Source organism: Flavivirga abyssicola, assembly GCF_030540775.2.
In the GTDB taxonomy this organism is placed as follows: Bacteria; Bacteroidota; Bacteroidia; order Flavobacteriales; family Flavobacteriaceae; genus Flavivirga; species Flavivirga abyssicola.
Genome location: NZ_CP141266.1, coordinates 1,301,657 through 1,318,911 on the forward strand (window position 1 = coordinate 1,301,657; position 17,255 = coordinate 1,318,911).

The following is a 17,255-nucleotide window of genomic DNA, read 5'->3' on the forward strand; positions in this document are numbered from 1 at the left end:
TGCGAGAACAATAACTCATAGGAACCCTCAAAGTATTACATCGAGGACTATTTTTCGGGTAAAGAAACAAAAAAGCCCCGAAATGATTCAGAGCTTTAAGTTTATTTTATATTTTAATAATTTTTAATCTCGCGACATAAAAATACTAAGTATATACCAAAACAATAACATTAAAGAAGCGAATAAGCCCAATGCTGCCGGAATGTAATCCTCAGTAGTGTACTTATTTACTAAATTAGAAGTTTGATATAAAATAGAGCCCCCTGCCAACAAACACATACCAACAGAGAACCACAAACCTAAATTAAAACCAAATAATGAACCTGCTATAATAAGCCCAATAGCAATAAAGAATCCTATAGTAAGCCCCGTTTTTAAAAAAGAAAAATCCTTTTTTGTAAGAAACACAACAGCTGTTAATCCTGAAAATAAAGCCAATGTAACTATTGCTGCTTGATTTAACATTTCCGGACCGGATTCCATATAAAATGCAGCAATATAAATTAACGGCACAAAAATAAAAGCTTCTGCCAAAATATATAAACCATAGGCTAAATACTGCTTGTTTTTATCTGGTGTTTTTAAAGCCATGCGTTCCGCATAATTTGTAATAAACATAAAACCACCTAACATAATAAGCCATCTGTAACCTTCTGTCATTGATAATGCAAACTCTACAATAGTATTACTTTGAAGTAATAAATACTCAAAAAGAATAAATACTAAAACACCTCCCGCCACATGAGCATAGGTCTTTTTATAAAATGCTACACGGTCTAAGTCTGACGTTTGACTTAGTAATAACTTATTATTTTGAATTTCTTCCATAATTACTATTCATTATATTGATTAGAAATTTAAATGTACTAAAAAAAGAAACCGAATGCTTCGGTTTTAGCGAAAAATTCGGTTTCTTTTATATTTTTAAAAATACATTTAATCCCTTGACCCGCCAAATATTTGAATCGCCCAAAATAACAACGTAGCTAAAGCACCAATAGCCGCTACCAAATAGGTTCTCGCTGCCCATTTAAGTGCATCTTCAGATCCAGCATATTCTTCTTGGGATACCATATTTTTATTTTTTAGCCAAGCTAAAGCCCTATTACTAGCATCGTATTCTACAGGTAAGGTTATAAAACTAAATAATGTGGCAAAACCCATAAGTACAACACCTGCAGCAGCTGCCCACCAGCCTATACCTACTCCTGCAGCAGCACCAAGTAATAAACCTCCCATAATTAACCAATGTGACATCCCTGAAGATACACTCACGACAGGCACTAAAGAAGAACGCATTTGCAACCAGCTATACGCTTGTGCATGTTGTACTGCATGACCACACTCGTGAGCAGCAACTGCCGCTGCTGCTGCATTACGCTGATTGTATACGGCTTCACTTAAATTAACCGTTTTGTTTTTTGGATTATAATGATCGGTTAGACGTCCGGGAGTCGAAATCACCTCAACATCTCTAATACCATGATCTGCTAACATTTTTTCTGCTATTTCGGCACCACTCATACCATTACGCAACTGTACTTTCGAATATTTTTCGAACTTTCTCTTCAAGGTACTGCTTACTAACCAACTTACTAAAGTTATACCTCCTATTAATATATAATATCCTAACATCGTCTTCTATTTTTTAATTATACATTAAGTACAACAAAAATAACGCCAATTTAGAGGTCTGAAAGTTTGTCAGTTTCAAACAACTTCAGTTTCTAAATTAAAAGCTTCTGCTATTTCTTTATAAACAACTTCACCTTTAACAATGTTTAGTCCTTTTGATAGCGGAACATTATTTTCACAAGCTTTTTCCCAACCCTCATTTGCCAATTTAATAACGTAAGGTAAAGTCACATTAGTAAGTGCTACAGTAGAGGTATACGGTACTGCCCCTGGCATATTAGCAACACAATAGTGGACGACATCGTCTATAATATAAGTTGGATCTTCATGTGTGGTTGCTTTTGTAGTTTCAAAACATCCACCCTGGTCTACAGCAACATCCACAATCACTGTTCCTGGCCGCATGCTTTTTAGCATATCTTTTGTGATTAGTTTAGGTGCCTTGGCGCCTTTTATTAAAACGCCTCCAATAATTAAATCTGATTCTTCAATACGTTTTCTAATATTGTATTCGCTTGAAAACTCGGTTACCACATGATTTGGCATCACATCATTTACATAGCGTAATTGTTTCATATTTATATCCATAATGGTTACATGAGCGCCTAATCCTGCAGCCATTTTAGCTGCTTGAATTCCTACAATACCAGCACCTAAAACCAAAACTTTTCCTGGTGGCACTCCTGGAACTCCACCTAATAAAACACCTCGTCCTTTAATTGGTTTTTCTAAGTATTTAGCACCTTGTTGTATAGACATTCTACCAGCAACTTCAGACATTGGAATTAGTAATGGTAAAGAACCATCTGCCTCTTCAACAGTTTCATATGCAATACAAATCGCATCACTTTTTATCATAGCCTTTGTTAGTATTTCACTGGATGCAAAATGAAAGTAGGTAAAGACAATCTGATTAGGTTTGATTAGTTGATATTCTTCTTGTATAGGCTCTTTCACTTTTACAATCATATCACTAGAGGCATATACCTCTTCAATAGAATTTAAAATAATAGCTCCAGCTTTTTGATAATCTTCATCAAAAAAACCACTCCCAAAACCAGCACTAGTTTGTATATAAACTGTATGATTTCTTTTTGTAAGCTCAAAAACTCCCGCAGGTGTCATACCTACTCTATTTTCATTATTTTTAATTTCTTTAGGAATACCAATTTTCATCTATTTGTTTTTTAGTTAACTGTCTGATACTTCACATAAAAACTATTTAATTGTTAAATACTAATTACGCTCATTTTACAGACAATAATTCAGGTTAATTTCTTGGTTAAAATTACAATGAAAAACACAAAATATTTACCTTTTAACTAAAGCTATGGCATTTTTATTAATTTCTATAAAATGGAAATATTATTTTATGAAATAGAAAATTTAGACCCAAAATGACCCCTCGAAATTGTCAAGTTAATTTATTATTCCCTGTATTTAATTTTGAAATAGACTAATAAAAATGAAGATACTACGGTAATACTATTAGCAAAGATCATTGAAGGGCTATTTTTTAGAAACCCATAAACTAACCATGAAACAATTCCTATAAAAAATAAAAGAAGCATCGGTAAAGACAGACTAGAAACATCTTTGGTTTTCCAGGTTTTATAAACTTGTGGCAAGAATGCTGCTGTAGTAAGGATCGCTGCAATAAAACCAATTATTTCTATAAAATTATCCTGCATGTTATCCTATTGCTGCATCCGTAATTTTATTTAATGCTCCGGCTATCTTATTCAATATGTCTTCTTGATTCTTAATACCGTGTCTATCTCTTAAATATAGTGGGTTATTATACGACACTTTTACAACGCCTTCAGCATCTTGATAAACTAATACCTTTTGTGGTAAATCTAAACCTATGGTCTGCGCGTTTTGCATTAATGGCGTTCCTAAATTAGGATTTCCAAACATTATGATTCGTGTTGGGCTTAGTTCTAAACCTACAGAGGAAGCATTTGCTTGATGATTTAGTTCTGCTATAATCCTTAAATTTGGATTGTTTTCGATAACGCTTTTCAATTTTTGATAGGTTGTATCAAAATCTTGGTAGCTTATTTTTGAGATAATCCCTGTTTCATTCATAATAATGCTTTTTACCTTTTGTCTCCAAAAATCGCATTACCCAACAATATTGACTATTTTTCCTGGAACAACAATCACTTTTTTAGGTTCGCGCCCTTGTAATTGTTCTTTTGTTTTTTCGTGTTCTAGAACTGTCTTTTCTATATCGTCTTTGCTCATATCTAATGGTAACTCTAATGTAAAACGCATTTTTCCATTAAATGAAATCGGGTAATTTTTACTGCTTTCTACTAAATGACTACCGTCAAATTTTGGAAAGCCTGCCGTTGAAATAGATTCATTATGTCCTAGCTTGTTCCATAATTCTTCTGAAATATGTGGTGCATAAGGCGAAATTAAAACCAACAATGGTTCAAGCACCTCTTTACTTGTGCATTTTTGAGACGTTAATTCATTAACTGCTATCATAAAAGTAGAAACTGATGTATTGAATGAGAAATTCTCAATATCTTCCTCTACTTTTTTTATGGTTTTATGTAGTGTTTTAAGAGCCTCCCCTAACCCCTCCGAAGGCGGGGAACTCGTTACATAAAAGCTTCCATTTTCTCCTTGATGGTATAGTTTCCAAAGTTTTTTCAGGAATGAATGTACTCCAGTAATCCCTGCCGTATTCCATGGTTTGTATTGCTCTAAAGGTCCTAAGAACATTTCGTAAAGGCGTAAACTGTCTGCACCGTAATCAATACATATTTGGTCTGGATTAACCACGTTGTATTTAGATTTGGACATTTTTTCTACGTCACGACCTACTTTGTAAACCCCATCTTCAAGAATGAATTCTGCATCTTTAAATTCTTCTCTCCAATTTTTAAATGCCTCTATATCCAATTCATCAGAACTATTTACAAAAGATACATCTGAATGAATTGGTTGTACTTTGTTTTCTCCTATTAGCCCTTTCGAGATAAATTTATTCTCACCTTCAACACGATACACAAAAGCACTCGTCCCCAAAATCATCCCCTGATTAATAAGTTTTTTTGCATACTCATCAACAGGTACAACACCTTTATCAAATAAGAATTTTTGCCAAAAACGAGAATATAATAAATGTCCTGTAGCATGTTCACTTCCTCCTATATATAAATCGACATCCTGCCAATAATCCAAGGCTTCTTTAGAAGCCATTTCGTTATCATTCGTAGGATCCATATATCTGTTAAAATAAAAGGAACTTCCTGCCCAACCTGGCATGGTGTTTAACTCTAAAGCCCCACCTAACCTCCCCGAAGGGGAGGAATTCTCAAACTCTTCTTTGGATACGATGTCTGCTTTATCCCCATATTGTAACCAATACCATTTTTTAGCGTTTCCTAATGGCGGTTCGCCTGTTTCGGTTGGTAAATATTTTTCAACTTCTGGTAATTTAATTGGTAAATGCTCTTTAGCAATCATTTGTGGCATTCCATTCACATAATACACAGGGAATGGTTCACCCCAATAACGTTGTCTGCTAAATACGGCATCACGTAATCTGTAATTAGTTTTTCCTTCACCTTGCCCTAATTGTTCCAATTCAAAAATAACACGTTTGGTTGCTTTTTTATAGTTCATGCCGTTAATGAAATCACTATTGGCTATGATAGTTTTTTCTTTATCAGCAAACGCTTCTTCAGAAATATCCACACCTTCAAAAATATTTGGAATCGGAATATTAAAATGCTTTGCAAAATCGTAATCACGTTGGTCCCCGCATGGCACCGACATCACCGCTCCTGTACCATAGCCAGCTAATACGTAATCACCAATCCAAATAGGGATAGGTTCTTTTGTGAATGGATGTTCTGCATAAGCTCCTGTAAATACTCCCGAAATGGTTTTAACATCCGCCATTCTATCACGCTCACTACGTTTTGCAGTTGCTAGAATATAAGCATCAACGGCTTCCTTTTGCTCTGGGGTTGTTATTTGTGATACTAGTTCGTGTTCTGGTGCTAAGGTCATGAACGAGACTCCGAAAATGGTGTCAGGACGGGTTGTGAAGACTTCAATCCCCCTAGCCCCCAAAGGGGGAACTTTCTCACTCTTGATTGATGCTCTTTGATTTAATTCTTCTCGAATAGTTTTAAGAACACTTTCAATATTGCTCAAAACGTCTTCGTTTGTAAATCGAATAACTTTATAGTTATCATTTTCAAGAATTTCTGTTCGTTTAGCATCTTCTTCTACTTGAGACTCATGAATTTTTCCGTCAACTTCAACAATCAACTTTTTATCTAAGCAAACAAAATCAACAATATAATCACCAATCAAATGTTGTTGCCGAAACTTAGCCTCCAGTTTTTTTCCTCTCAAGCTACCCCACAATGCTGCTTCAGCTTGCGTAGGATTTGCACGCATTTCTTTAGCTCTTTCAAGAAGTAAATGCGAATTATTTCCACCCGTCATATACCCAGGCCGTTTTTCAGAGCCTGCTTTCCCTTCCCCTCCGGGGAAGGATAGGATGGGGAATATTACAGATGCTCCAACCGATTTCCCTATCCAATTACGCTGGCTTTCCTTTAAAGAATCTGTCCAATCAATCGTATCCAACCCTTGAAGTAAGCGTTCTGCATAGGCAGAAATACGCATACTCCATTGTGTCATTTTTTTACGAATAACAGGATGTCCGCCACGTTCTGAAACGCCATTTACAATTTCATCATTTGCCAAAACAGTTCCCAATGCAGGGCACCAGTTTACTTCTGTTTCAGCTAAATATGTTAATCTGTATTGTAATAGTATTTTTTGTTGTTCCTTTGATGAAAATCCGTGCCATTCATCAGCAGAAAATGCTTCAATATCATCATCACAAACGGCATTCACATTGGTGTTACCTTCCGCTTCAAAAATGGCAACTAAGTTTGAGATGTCTTCAGCTTTGTTAGTCGTATTATTAAACCACGATTCGAATAATTGAATAAAAATCCATTGCGTCCATTTGTAATAACTCGGGTCTGATGTTCTAACCTCACGAGACCAATCAAACGAAAAACCTATTTGGTCTAACTGTCTACGATATGTTTTTATATTTTCAGCAGTTGTTATTGCTGGATGTTGTCCGGTTTGAATAGCATATTGTTCAGCTGGCAAACCAAAACTATCATATCCTTGTGGGTGTAATACATTAAACCCTTTATGACGTTTATAACGTGCATAAATATCTGAGGCAATATACCCTAATGGATGCCCTACGTGTAAACCTGCACCACTTGGATAAGGAAACATATCCAAAACATAATATTTTGGTTTTTCGCTATTGTTAACAGCTTTAAACGTCTGGTTTTCTGCCCAATACTTTTGCCATTTGGCTTCTATCTCGTTGAAATTATATTTCATTATCCTGCTAAAATATTAACGTCATTACGAAGGAGATACGACTATGCAATCTTTTAAATTGAAACTAAAATTAATCAGATTCCCACACTTCGTTCGGAATGACGGATTTTAAAAGCGCAAATTTAAACTTATTACAACACTATTGAAAGTTTAAACGTTGTATTTATGTATTTGAAAAAAGACTAACATGTAGATTGTAATTCAAATTTCATTTAAGTAAGACTTTCATATTGATAACAAAGGTATTTTTTACTTGAAATCAAAAGACTTAAATCTTTTGAAGTTTCTTTTCATAGACTTTATTATTTTTACGACATTAATCCATCATTTTATGAGTTCATCATTTGAAAAACACCAAAAACGCAGGCTTATCTCATCTTATTTCTCTGTGGTATTAAGTATTGCTTTAGTGTTGTTTTTATTGGGTTTATTGGGAATGCTTATTCTAAATGCCAAAAAAGTATCTGATCATTTTAAAGAACAAGTGGTTGTAACCATCTATTTAAAAGATTCTGCTAAAGAGGTGGAAACAAAACAGCTTGAAAAAAGTTTGGCTATGGCAGATTATGTAAAATCTACTGAATATGTTTCTAAAGATCAGGCTGCCGAATTTATGAAAGCTGAAAATGGTGAGGATTTCATGGATTTTGTGGGTTATAACCCATTACAAAATTCAATTGATGTGCATTTGAAAGCCGATTTTGTAACTTCTGAACATTTAGAAAAGATTTCTGCTGAAGCGTTAAACAAAAACTTTGTTGATGAGGTTACTTATGACAATGACTTGGTTAATTTGATGAACGACAACGTGAAAAAGATTAGTTTTTGGGTACTTATTATAAGTGCTATTTTCACTTTAATTGCTGTTTTGCTTATTAATAGTTCTATAAGATTAGCTGTTTATTCTAAGCGTTTTACAATAAAAACCATGCAAATGGTTGGTGCTACAAAGCAATTTATTAGACTTCCTTTTATTTGGAAGAGTGTCCGTTTGGGAATGATTGGAGCTGTTTTGGCGCTCATAGGCATGGCCATTGTTCTATATTATCTTAACAAAACCTTTTTAGAATTAGAGCTATTAAGCAATCCTTTTTTAATGACTCTTTTGTTTGTTTTTGTTTTTGCTCTAGGTATTGTTATTACATGGATAAGTACGCATTTTGCAACACAACGTTTCTTGAATCTGAAAACGGATCAATTGTATTAATAGAGTAACCAGTCCAATAAATTTAGATTCTCTTAACGCTAAAGTTTTAAATAAAACCGTTACTTTGCGCTTAGCATTCGCAAATGTCCCTTTATGGGGATATTATTTATACTGAATTTAACTAGTTATGGGAGAAAAAAAACGAAAAGAAAACGCTAAGAGTATATTTGTTTTTGGGAAGAAAAACTATAAATTTATGTTTATTGGTTTAGCTTGTATCGCTTTAGGCTTTATTTTAATGTCTGGCGGTGGTAGTGATGACCCTAATGTTTTTAATCCTGAAATCTTTCATTGGAGACGTATAAGACTTGCGCCTGCTATTATTCTGATTGGGTTTGGCATTGAGATTTATGCTATTTTATTAAATCCTGATAAATAAAATTTAGAACTTCTAAGCTTCGGTATATCTATTTTAATATTTTTGCGCCATGGATATTATCGATGCAATTATTTTAGGGATTATTCAAGGGCTTACTGAATTTTTACCTGTATCATCAAGCGGTCATTTAGAACTTGGTAAAGCCATCCTTGGAGACAATTCTATACCAGAAGAAAGTTTATTATTTACGGTCGTTCTACATTTTGCAACCGCTTTAAGTACTATCGTCGTTTTTAGAAAAGATATTTTAGATATTATTAAAGGAGTCCTAAAATTTGAATGGAATGAGGACTTACAATTCGTTTCAAAAATTATAATATCTATGATTCCTGCAGTTGTTATCGGACTATTTTTTGAAGAGCAATTAGAGCAACTTTTTGGAAGCAATATTTTGCTAGTAGGATGTATGCTAATCATAACGGCTGTCTTACTTTTTTTAGCAGACAAAGCTAAAGACACCAATAAAAAGGTTTCTTTTAAAAATGCCTTCATCATAGGAATCTCCCAAGCCATTGCTATGCTTCCTGGCATTTCGCGCTCTGGCGCTACTATTTCAACATCTGTTTTATTAGGAAACGATAAAACAAAAGCGGCTCGTTTTTCATTCTTAATGGTGGTTCCTTTAATTTTTGGTAAAATCGCAAAGGATATTATGAGTGGTGATTTGACTTATGATAGTGGAAACTTCACGTCTCTATCAATTGGTTTTATTGCTGCCTTTGTTGCTGGATTATTTGCTTGTACATGGATGATTGCTCTAGTTAAAAAAAGTAAGCTAAGTTATTTTGCCATTTACTGTATTATTGTAGGTATTATTGCCATTGTTTTTTCATTATTAAATTCGTAGAATGATTACGAGAGAAGACTATCTTTCCGGACAGGTCTTGTTAATAGACAAACCTTTAAACTGGACTTCCTTTCAAGTGGTTAATAAATTGCGTTGGGAAATCCGTCAGGCTTTTGATATTAAAAAAATAAAAGTCGGGCATGCTGGCACACTTGATCCTTTGGCGACTGGACTGCTGGTTATTTGTACGGGGAAAATGACCAAACAAATTGATACTTTTCAAGGTCAGGTTAAAGAATATACAGGTACTATGGTTTTAGGCAGTACAACACCGTCCTATGATTTGGAAACTGAAATAAACGAAACATTCTCTACCACCCATATTACAGAGGCATCAATTCTTGATACAACGAAACAATTTATAGGGGATATTCAGCAATATCCACCTGTTTTTTCAGCATTAAAAAAGGATGGAAAGCGATTATACGAATTTGCCAGAGCAGGCGAAACCGTTGAAATAAAGCCAAGAACTGTTGCCATTTCAGAATTCGAAATCACAAAAATAGATGGTTTAAATATTGATTTTCGAGTGGTATGTAGTAAAGGGACTTACATTCGTTCTTTGGCAAACGATTTTGGAAAAGCACTAAATTCAGGAGCTCACTTATCTGCTCTAAGACGTACTAAGATTGGTGATTTTGATGTAGATGAAGCTATTTCCATTGAGTCTTTTATACGAGCACTTTCTTTGGAATAATTGTTGATAATGAAGTTTGTTTCACATAATCCTCAATTATGAAACAAACTTACATCTTACTTTTATGTTTACCATTTTTTTGTTTTTCTCAAATCCGTAAAGAAAAATCTCATGGTCTTTTTTATAAATTATCACTTGCTGCAACATTAACCATCAACAAAGAATATAATATCAACATTGATGATGATGACACATTTTTAAATCCAAGTGCGTATTTCTTGAATAACACTGTTGGTTATCAATTCGATAAACGCACCTCTTTAGGGCTAAATTTTGAGTATGACTACCATTCACAACAAGGGCTCCACTTTTTTCCAACCTATTTAGATCTCCGACATAATGTTATCGCTGATGATGATAATCTTTTTGTGAGAGCTGGGTACGGAACGCTTTTAGGTTTAAATAAAAATTTTGAAAAAGGCAATATTTATAAAATTGGTATTGGCATTCAAACTTTTGATCAAAACTTCAGAAATTCATTTTTAATAGGAATAGATTTTACCAGAAAACGATTTGGACATAAAACTCTGGAAGGGTTATCAAGCGTTTCAATTTTTTTAGAATTTATGCTTTTTTAAACTTTTTAGCGTATTTTGCCGTATATTAAGCAAATAATTCTCTCTAACAAAAACGATTTGCACCTAACAAATCAGCATAAAGCCCTACTAATTACGTTCCTGATTTCAGGAACGGTAATCATGTCTGTTTTTAATTTAAGCCTTAAGAAACAAGACAAATTTGCTTCTGAAAGCTATTATGAAATAGAGCCTGAAAAAGAATTAACCGAAGAAGAAATTAAAATATTAGAAGCTTTAGAGAAGTTAAATGCAAGTAAAGCAGAAACCAACAAGGCTTTTAATGAAACAAAAAGCAACAAGCATTTTGCTGAAGCCTTTAAACCTATTGCTCCTCCGGAAGATTATGTACCAAAATCCAGCAATACTTCTGAAGACACCGAATCTTATACTAAAACATATGAAGCTCCTGATGATTCTAAGGTAAACAAAGACGAATTATCATCATTTAGTAAAGTCAATGATGTATTGAAAAAACAGCAAGAAGATGGTGCTAATACAAAAAGTACAATCAGTTTCTCATTAGTCGACAGAAATAAAGTATATATACCTATTCCTATTTACTTATGCGAAGTTGATGGTAAAATAGTTGTAAATGTTACAGTTAATGAAACTGGACATGTTATAGATGCTTATATAAATACGGCTTCAACCTCAGACAACGAGTGCCTTATAGAACATGCTTTACAGTATGCTAAAGATTCTCGATTTAGTGAAGACCCAACCAAGAAAACACAATTAGGGTCTATTACATTTTTCTTTATTGGCAAACATTAGGCTCTAACTCGCAAAGCATATCGGTTAAATCGTCTATAATATTTTGACCCTTATTAATATTATACCAATGTTGTAAATCTTCTTTAAATTCCGGAGTTAATTTCCCATGCATGGCTTTAAATCTATTAACATAGTTAGTTGCTTCACTAGGTCTTGGTCCAAACGTACTTAAAACATCTCCTGTGTTATTATCTAACATGATTAGTTTAGGAATGGCTTTACCTCCATTGGTTAAAAAAGCATCCATTAACTCAGGGTTTTCATCACGGAGCACTACTTTAAAAGTAATATTATCATTTAGTTCGGAAACTTTATTTATAACGGGCATTATATGTGCAGCATCACCACACCAGCTTTCTGTAATAACTAGCCAAGTAACAGGCTCTTTAAACGATTCTATTTTATTTAAAGCCTCTTCGGTTACCTTAATAGTTTTATCCCAACGTTTCATACGTCGATCATTAAGTTTAGTGTAACCAATTAAAGCTTCTGTTTTTTCATTTCCAGTGGTAGAATTATTTTCAACTAATTGCTTTACCAAATCTCTATAATCTTGATATGAAATACTTTTATCTAAACTATTTTTTATAATGATGTCCATAATCTTCTTTTAATGAATGCTACAAAATTAGCATCTTGATTTTTTAATTAAGATGATATTTGTCATACTTTTGTATAGAACCTTACGAGATTTTTATGAAAACAAAGCACAAATGCCATTGGTGTGTTGGAGATGAGCTATATGAAGCCTACCATGATGAAGAATGGGGCACCCCTGTTTATGACGATGAAACTCTTTTTGAATTCTTAATTTTAGAAACATTTCAGGCTGGTTTAAGTTGGATTACCGTTTTAAGAAAACGTGAAAATTTCAGAAAAGCATTTGATCATTTTGATTATAAAAAGATCGCCAATTACAAACAAGATAAGATTGATTCGCTTCTACTAGACTCAGGGATTATTAGGAATAAACTAAAAGTAAATGCCACGGTTACCAACGCACAAGCGTTTATAAAAATTCAGGAAGAGTTTGGTAGTTTTAGCAAGTATATTTGGGGCTTTGTAGATGGTAAACCTATAAAAAACAGCTTTAAAACTCTAAAAGACGTTCCTGCTAACACTCCTTTAAGTGACACTATTAGTAAAGATTTGAAAAAGCGAGGATTCAAGTTTGTTGGTACCACAGTTGTTTATGCCCATATGCAGGCTACAGGCATGGTAAATGATCATGAAGTAAATTGTTTTAGGTATGAACAAGTTTAATTTATTTTAACTCGATACAACTTTAGTTTTATTTAAATGAAAATCAGTTAATTATATTCAAGTGCCATGTTGAGTACTTCGGCTATAGTTTATACTGAGCGCAGTCGAAGTACTCAGTATAAACTAAAGTCGAAACCTAATTAAAACAACTGAATTTTTAAAACCTTTCGACTGCGCTCAAGGTGACAGGCTTTATTTTATTGAACTTTTGTCTATTTTTTTATAAATTTTATGTCGAAACTCACATTATTTTATAATTCTAAAATTAGTCATTTAAATATTCTAAAAAAACATCTCTGGAAATTTCCTCAGCACCTAAGCTTTCTAAATGATTTGTGTATACTTGGCAATCTATTAGTTTATAATGAGTATTTTGAATAAACGTTATAAAACCAACCTTACTGGCATTACTCTCGTTGGCAAACATACTCTCTCCACAAAACACCCCATTGTTTAAATCGACGCCATAAAGTCCGCCAACTAAAGTATCATCTTTCCAAACTTCAACAGATTTTGCATAACCTAATTCGTGAAGCTTTATATAGGCATCAATCATATTGTCTGTAATCCATGTATTTGCTTGCCCATCGCGCTTTATTTCGGAGCATGCTATAATTACTTCTTTAAAAGCTTTATTAACAGTAACTACATAATTCTTATTGCGCAATACCTGTTTCATGCTTTTTGAAACTTTTAACTTCTCAGGAAAAAGTACAAAACGGGGGTCTGGTGACCACCATAAAATAGGTTCTTCCACTTCAAACCAAGGGAAAATACCTAATTTGTAGGCACGCAATAACCGTTCTACAGATAAATCACCTCCTATAGCCAATAAACCATCTTTGGTAGCTTCACTTACCTCTGGAAACCAAATATCTTCTGTTAGGTATTGCATCTAAAATTTTTTATATAGAATTCATTTAGACTTTTTCAATTTGTTAAAAAATTGCTGTTTTCGCTTAAATCCAAAAAGTCTAAATGAGTTCATAAAAATAAACAACCTCAACGTTAAAATAAACATTGAGGTTGTTTTTATGAGATTCCCAGCTTTACTTCCACTATGCTCAGTATAGACTAAGGAATGATGATCGTTTTTAATTAAAAAGGAAGATCATCATGATCGTCTTCTTTTAAATCTCCTGCAGGCTCAAAAGCATCTGCTGGTGGTACCGGTGGTAAATTTTCACCTGAAGCATCAGCTTGTAAAGCTTCTATTCTCCATCCTTGAATAGAGTTAAAGTATTTAGTTTCTCCTTGTGGATTTACCCATTCTCTACCTCTTAAGTTAATACTAATCTTTACTTGCTGTCCTACTTGATAACTGTTTAACAAATCTGTTTTATCTTGAACAAACTCCACCATAATGTGTTGTGGGTACTGCTCTTCTGTTGTTACTACAATTTCTCTTTTTCTAAACCCATTACTCCCAAAAGTTTGAGTTTCTCCTACCATTTTAATTCTACCTTGAACTTCCATTAATTATTATTTATTACTTATTTAACTTAACAATATTTTCCAAGCACTTTCAACATCACCAAAACTGAGGTAATTACGTGCTAATTTATGTTTTTGCCTATGTGTAGCTGTTTTAATATTTGAATATCTTGCTCCTAAATCTTCAACAAAACGGGTCACACTTTCTTCTGTAGGTAATGCTTCTATATTGGCTAACATACCTAAATCATTTCCAGTTAAAACCATACTGTTTTTAACATGATCTGGAAAATTATCAACTCCAATTCCTAATGTTGACAACGGTTTAGGGATTTCAAAAAAGCCTTTTTTAGCACGCGTATAATAACTACCACCTGCTCTGGCCACTAAATCCAATTTTTGTTGGTTTATCGCGCCATTTTCATCAAGCACATCTTCATCTATATGAAGTTTAACAACTTCGCAAATAATTAAATTTCCTGCACCTCCTTCAGTTCCTAACTTAATAACATCATTCACTTTGCATTCAAATTGTACAGGTGCTTCTGCTACACGAAATGGCTTAACAATATCGGATTTTAACATGGTTAATCCCGATTTATCAAACTCATTAACCCCTTCGGGGTATTCCGTACTGCTTAACGACATTTGATGAACCATATCGTAATTCACCACATTAATAACGACTTCTTTAGTGACTTCAACATTTTCCAACGTATGCTTTGTCGTATTATCTCTAACACGCCGTGCAGGCGAAAATATCATAATAGGCGGATTCGCACTAAATACATTAAAAAAACTAAATGGCGATAAATTCGGATTCCCATCCGCATCCATAGTACTAGCAAAAGCTATTGGTCTTGGTGCTACTGCGCTTAACAAATAACCATGTAATTTACTGGTAGATAAGCTTTTTGGTTCAAACGATGTCATTAACTTTTAGTTTTAACAAATGTAACTATTATGTTGTTTAACTAAAAACCAATTTACTAACATCTTAAACAATAATATTAACAGATTTGCATTATATTACAAGTTTAATTTAATTAATCAATGATTTTTACAAAGTACGGTAACACATTTCGTTGGATTATTATAGTAGCATCTTTTGTTATTGTTTCTCTCATTTTATGGAAAACCTATGAGTTTTTTCAACATTTTAAAGAGGAAGAACGCACCAAAATGGAAAATTGGTCTCTAGCCCAAAATGAATTCGCGAACTCTGATGTTAATTCCAACATGGAGCTTACTCTACAAATCTTAAACAGTAACAAAACAACCCCCATGATTGTTATTAACGAAGATGGGAGCCTAGGAATTCACAATAACATAGACGATAAAAAAATTACTGATTCTTTATATGTCAAAAAACTAGTTTTAAAATTTGAAAAAGAGAACAATCCAATTCCTATAAAAATTGGAAGCAGTATAGTAAGTACCATTTATTATGGGAATTCTCCTTTATTAAACAAGTTAAAATACTATCCGTTAGCGTTATTGCTTATTGTTGTTTTATTTGGTGCCGTTATTTTCTTTTTTTACAGTAGTAATAAGAATGCCACCCAAAACAAGCTATGGTCCGGCATGGCTAAAGAAACAGCACATCAAATTGGAACACCTTTGTCGTCTTTAATTGGTTGGACAGAAATTTTAAAAAGTGAACATGTCAATCCAGATTATATTGCTGAAATTGAAAAAGATGTAGATCGATTACAAACCATTACCGAACGCTTTAGTAAAATAGGGTCCTTACCTACTTTAGAAACAACCGACATTATTAAAGAAACTATTGACTCTTATGACTATTTAAAAACGAGATCTTCTAACCTTATAGACTTTGAAATTATAACCCCAGAAGGAGATATTCCTGTTAAACTCAATAAACAATTATACAGCTGGACGATTGAAAATCTGGTAAAAAATGCTATTGATGCCATGAAAGGTAGAGGTAAGCTTTTGGTTGAAATTTCTCAATTAGAAAATAATGTAAAGGTTAGTATTACTGATACGGGGATAGGAATTTCTAAAAAAGATTTTAATAAGATTTTCACCCCTGGATACACTACAAAAAAACGCGGTTGGGGATTAGGTTTATCCCTCACTAGGCGTATTATTGAAGATTTCCATAATGGTAAAATAAAGGTTTTACAATCTCAAAAAGAAAAAGGAACCACAATACAAATTAGTTTAAAACGTGCCCCAAATTATGTCTGAAAAACTAGTTACCATAAAAGAAGTTGTATTAACAAACAACTGCCCAGAGTGTTATAGTAAAGAAGGTTTACGCTTATCTTTTAAACAGAAAATCATTGACACTAAATTTTATAAGTCTATCACTTCTAAAATTAGTCATGAAATTGTCTGTAAAACGTGCCATATGATTATTTATCCTGTAAAATGGACTGATGATATTGAGCGTGTTTTCGAGTATCAGAAAAAAGCATTTATCCCAAAAAAGGCATCAACCTACCTAAAGAAAGCATCGTGGGTTGCTATTATTTTAACTAGCATTATAATCATCACTGCAATAACATTAGCAGTTGTATACCCCTTTAATTTATAATTGAGTTTTAATTGCTTCTGCTAAGTTTTGGAATGCTTCTGTTGAAAGTTTTGTTTTTTTAATAAAACGGGCATCTTCCATGGTATGCAATGGAATTAAGTGTACATGTGCATGTGGCACCTCTAAACCTATAACAGACATACCTACTCGCTCACAGGGAACAGCTTTTTCTATAGCCAAAGCAACACGTCTTGAAAAACTCATTAACCCATTATAAGTTGCTTCATCCAAGTCAAAAATTTTATCAACCTCTTGTTTAGGAATACAGAGTGTATGTCCTTCACTATTTGGATTTACATCTAAAAACGCTAAAAAGTCATCTGTTTCTGCGACTTTATAACAAGGAATTTCTCCATTAACTATTTTTGTGAAAATTGAAGCCATATTGATTGAGAGGGTATATTATTCAGAAAATATTTTTTGTTCGAATTTATCTGAAGTCTTTGTGAAAAGATTGAGATAAAAATAT

The 17,255-nt window shown here is 33.4% G+C and carries 20 protein-coding genes; 9 read left to right on the forward strand and 11 right to left on the reverse strand.

Annotation, left to right across the window (positions count from 1 at the left end):
* Positions 1–123: 123 nt before the first annotated feature.
* From Q4Q34_RS05305 to leuS, 6 genes are all read right to left on the reverse strand, one after another.
* Positions 124–828: a Bax inhibitor-1/YccA family protein gene (locus Q4Q34_RS05305; protein WP_303318872.1), complete on the reverse strand. Its 705-nt coding sequence runs from the start codon at positions 826–828 to the stop codon at positions 124–126.
* Positions 829–936: 108 nt separating this feature from the next.
* Positions 937–1,635: a zinc metallopeptidase gene (locus Q4Q34_RS05310; RefSeq protein ID WP_303318873.1), complete on the reverse strand. Its 699-nt coding sequence runs from the start codon at positions 1,633–1,635 to the stop codon at positions 937–939.
* Between the two features lie 75 nt (positions 1,636–1,710).
* Positions 1,711–2,811 carry an alanine dehydrogenase gene (gene ald, locus Q4Q34_RS05315; RefSeq protein WP_303318874.1) on the reverse strand — a complete coding sequence of 367 codons (1,101 nt, stop codon included), beginning with the start codon at positions 2,809–2,811 and terminating at the stop codon, positions 1,711–1,713.
* Between the two features lie 251 nt (positions 2,812–3,062).
* Entirely contained in the window at positions 3,063–3,326 is a 264-nt protein-coding gene (locus tag Q4Q34_RS05320) for a SemiSWEET family sugar transporter (RefSeq protein WP_303318875.1), read from the reverse strand.
* A gap of 1 nt (position 3,327) precedes the next feature.
* Positions 3,328–3,726: a DUF302 domain-containing protein gene (locus Q4Q34_RS05325; protein WP_303318876.1), complete on the reverse strand. Its 399-nt coding sequence runs from the start codon at positions 3,724–3,726 to the stop codon at positions 3,328–3,330.
* A gap of 36 nt (positions 3,727–3,762) precedes the next feature.
* The gene (gene leuS / locus Q4Q34_RS05330; protein ID WP_303318877.1) at positions 3,763–7,044 is read right to left on the reverse strand and encodes a leucine--tRNA ligase; all 3,282 of its coding nucleotides are present in this window, start codon (positions 7,042–7,044) and stop codon (positions 3,763–3,765) included.
* 331 nt (positions 7,045–7,375) lie between these two features.
* On the opposite strand from leuS, the gene Q4Q34_RS05335 reads away from it, so the two are divergent.
* The 6 genes from Q4Q34_RS05335 (at position 7,376) to Q4Q34_RS05360 (ending at position 11,526) form a co-directional block, all read left to right on the forward strand.
* On the forward strand, positions 7,376–8,251 hold the full coding sequence (locus tag Q4Q34_RS05335) for a cell division protein FtsX (RefSeq protein WP_303318878.1): 876 nt from the start codon (positions 7,376–7,378) through the stop codon (positions 8,249–8,251).
* A 127-nt stretch (positions 8,252–8,378) separates the two neighbouring features.
* Positions 8,379–8,630, forward strand: a complete 252-nt coding sequence (locus Q4Q34_RS05340) for a DUF3098 domain-containing protein (RefSeq protein WP_303318879.1) — start codon at positions 8,379–8,381, stop codon at positions 8,628–8,630.
* A 49-nt stretch (positions 8,631–8,679) separates the two neighbouring features.
* The gene (gene uppP, locus Q4Q34_RS05345; protein WP_303318880.1) at positions 8,680–9,477 is read left to right on the forward strand and encodes an undecaprenyl-diphosphatase UppP; all 798 of its coding nucleotides are present in this window, start codon (positions 8,680–8,682) and stop codon (positions 9,475–9,477) included.
* A gap of 1 nt (position 9,478) precedes the next feature.
* Positions 9,479–10,174, forward strand: coding sequence for a tRNA pseudouridine(55) synthase TruB (gene truB / locus Q4Q34_RS05350; protein WP_303318881.1), 696 nt, complete (start codon positions 9,479–9,481; stop codon positions 10,172–10,174).
* Between the two features lie 38 nt (positions 10,175–10,212).
* Positions 10,213–10,752, forward strand: coding sequence for a hypothetical protein (locus Q4Q34_RS05355; protein ID WP_303318882.1), 540 nt, complete (start codon positions 10,213–10,215; stop codon positions 10,750–10,752).
* Positions 10,753–10,809: 57 nt separating this feature from the next.
* Positions 10,810–11,526 carry an energy transducer TonB gene (locus Q4Q34_RS05360; RefSeq protein WP_330444591.1) on the forward strand — a complete coding sequence of 239 codons (717 nt, stop codon included), beginning with the start codon at positions 10,810–10,812 and terminating at the stop codon, positions 11,524–11,526.
* Here Q4Q34_RS05360 and Q4Q34_RS05365 read toward each other — a convergent pair.
* Entirely contained in the window at positions 11,510–12,127 is a 618-nt protein-coding gene (locus Q4Q34_RS05365; RefSeq protein WP_303318884.1) for a thioredoxin family protein, read from the reverse strand. The genes Q4Q34_RS05360 and Q4Q34_RS05365 overlap by 17 nt on opposite strands.
* A 95-nt stretch (positions 12,128–12,222) precedes the next feature.
* On the opposite strand from Q4Q34_RS05365, the gene Q4Q34_RS05370 reads away from it, so the two are divergent.
* Entirely contained in the window at positions 12,223–12,789 is a 567-nt protein-coding gene (locus Q4Q34_RS05370; protein ID WP_303318885.1) for a DNA-3-methyladenine glycosylase I, read from the forward strand.
* Between the two features lie 265 nt (positions 12,790–13,054).
* Here the strand turns inward: Q4Q34_RS05370 and aat are convergent, their stop codons facing one another.
* The 3 genes from aat to Q4Q34_RS05385 all read right to left on the reverse strand — a co-directional run bounded on the left by aat (position 13,055) and on the right by Q4Q34_RS05385 (position 15,156).
* Positions 13,055–13,684: a leucyl/phenylalanyl-tRNA--protein transferase gene (gene aat, locus Q4Q34_RS05375; protein WP_303318886.1), complete on the reverse strand. Its 630-nt coding sequence runs from the start codon at positions 13,682–13,684 to the stop codon at positions 13,055–13,057.
* Between the two features lie 203 nt (positions 13,685–13,887).
* A complete protein-coding gene (locus Q4Q34_RS05380; RefSeq protein ID WP_135876892.1) occupies positions 13,888–14,265 on the reverse strand; it encodes a DUF3127 domain-containing protein in 378 nt (125 codons plus the stop codon).
* A gap of 21 nt (positions 14,266–14,286) precedes the next feature.
* Positions 14,287–15,156: a flavin reductase family protein gene (locus Q4Q34_RS05385; RefSeq protein ID WP_303318887.1), complete on the reverse strand. Its 870-nt coding sequence runs from the start codon at positions 15,154–15,156 to the stop codon at positions 14,287–14,289.
* A gap of 120 nt (positions 15,157–15,276) precedes the next feature.
* On the opposite strand from Q4Q34_RS05385, the gene Q4Q34_RS05390 reads away from it, so the two are divergent.
* Both Q4Q34_RS05390 and Q4Q34_RS05395 read left to right on the forward strand, forming a co-directional pair.
* The gene (locus Q4Q34_RS05390) at positions 15,277–16,437 is read left to right on the forward strand and encodes a sensor histidine kinase (RefSeq protein ID WP_303318888.1); all 1,161 of its coding nucleotides are present in this window, start codon (positions 15,277–15,279) and stop codon (positions 16,435–16,437) included.
* A complete protein-coding gene (locus Q4Q34_RS05395; RefSeq protein WP_303318889.1) occupies positions 16,430–16,786 on the forward strand; it encodes a hypothetical protein in 357 nt (118 codons plus the stop codon). Before Q4Q34_RS05390 ends, Q4Q34_RS05395 begins: the two co-directional genes overlap by 8 nt.
* Here the strand turns inward: Q4Q34_RS05395 and Q4Q34_RS05400 are convergent.
* On the reverse strand, positions 16,781–17,170 hold the full coding sequence (locus Q4Q34_RS05400) for an HIT family protein (RefSeq protein WP_303318890.1): 390 nt from the start codon (positions 17,168–17,170) through the stop codon (positions 16,781–16,783). The two genes, Q4Q34_RS05395 and Q4Q34_RS05400, sit on opposite strands and share 6 nt — an antisense overlap.
* Between the last annotated feature and the right edge of the window lie 85 nt (positions 17,171–17,255).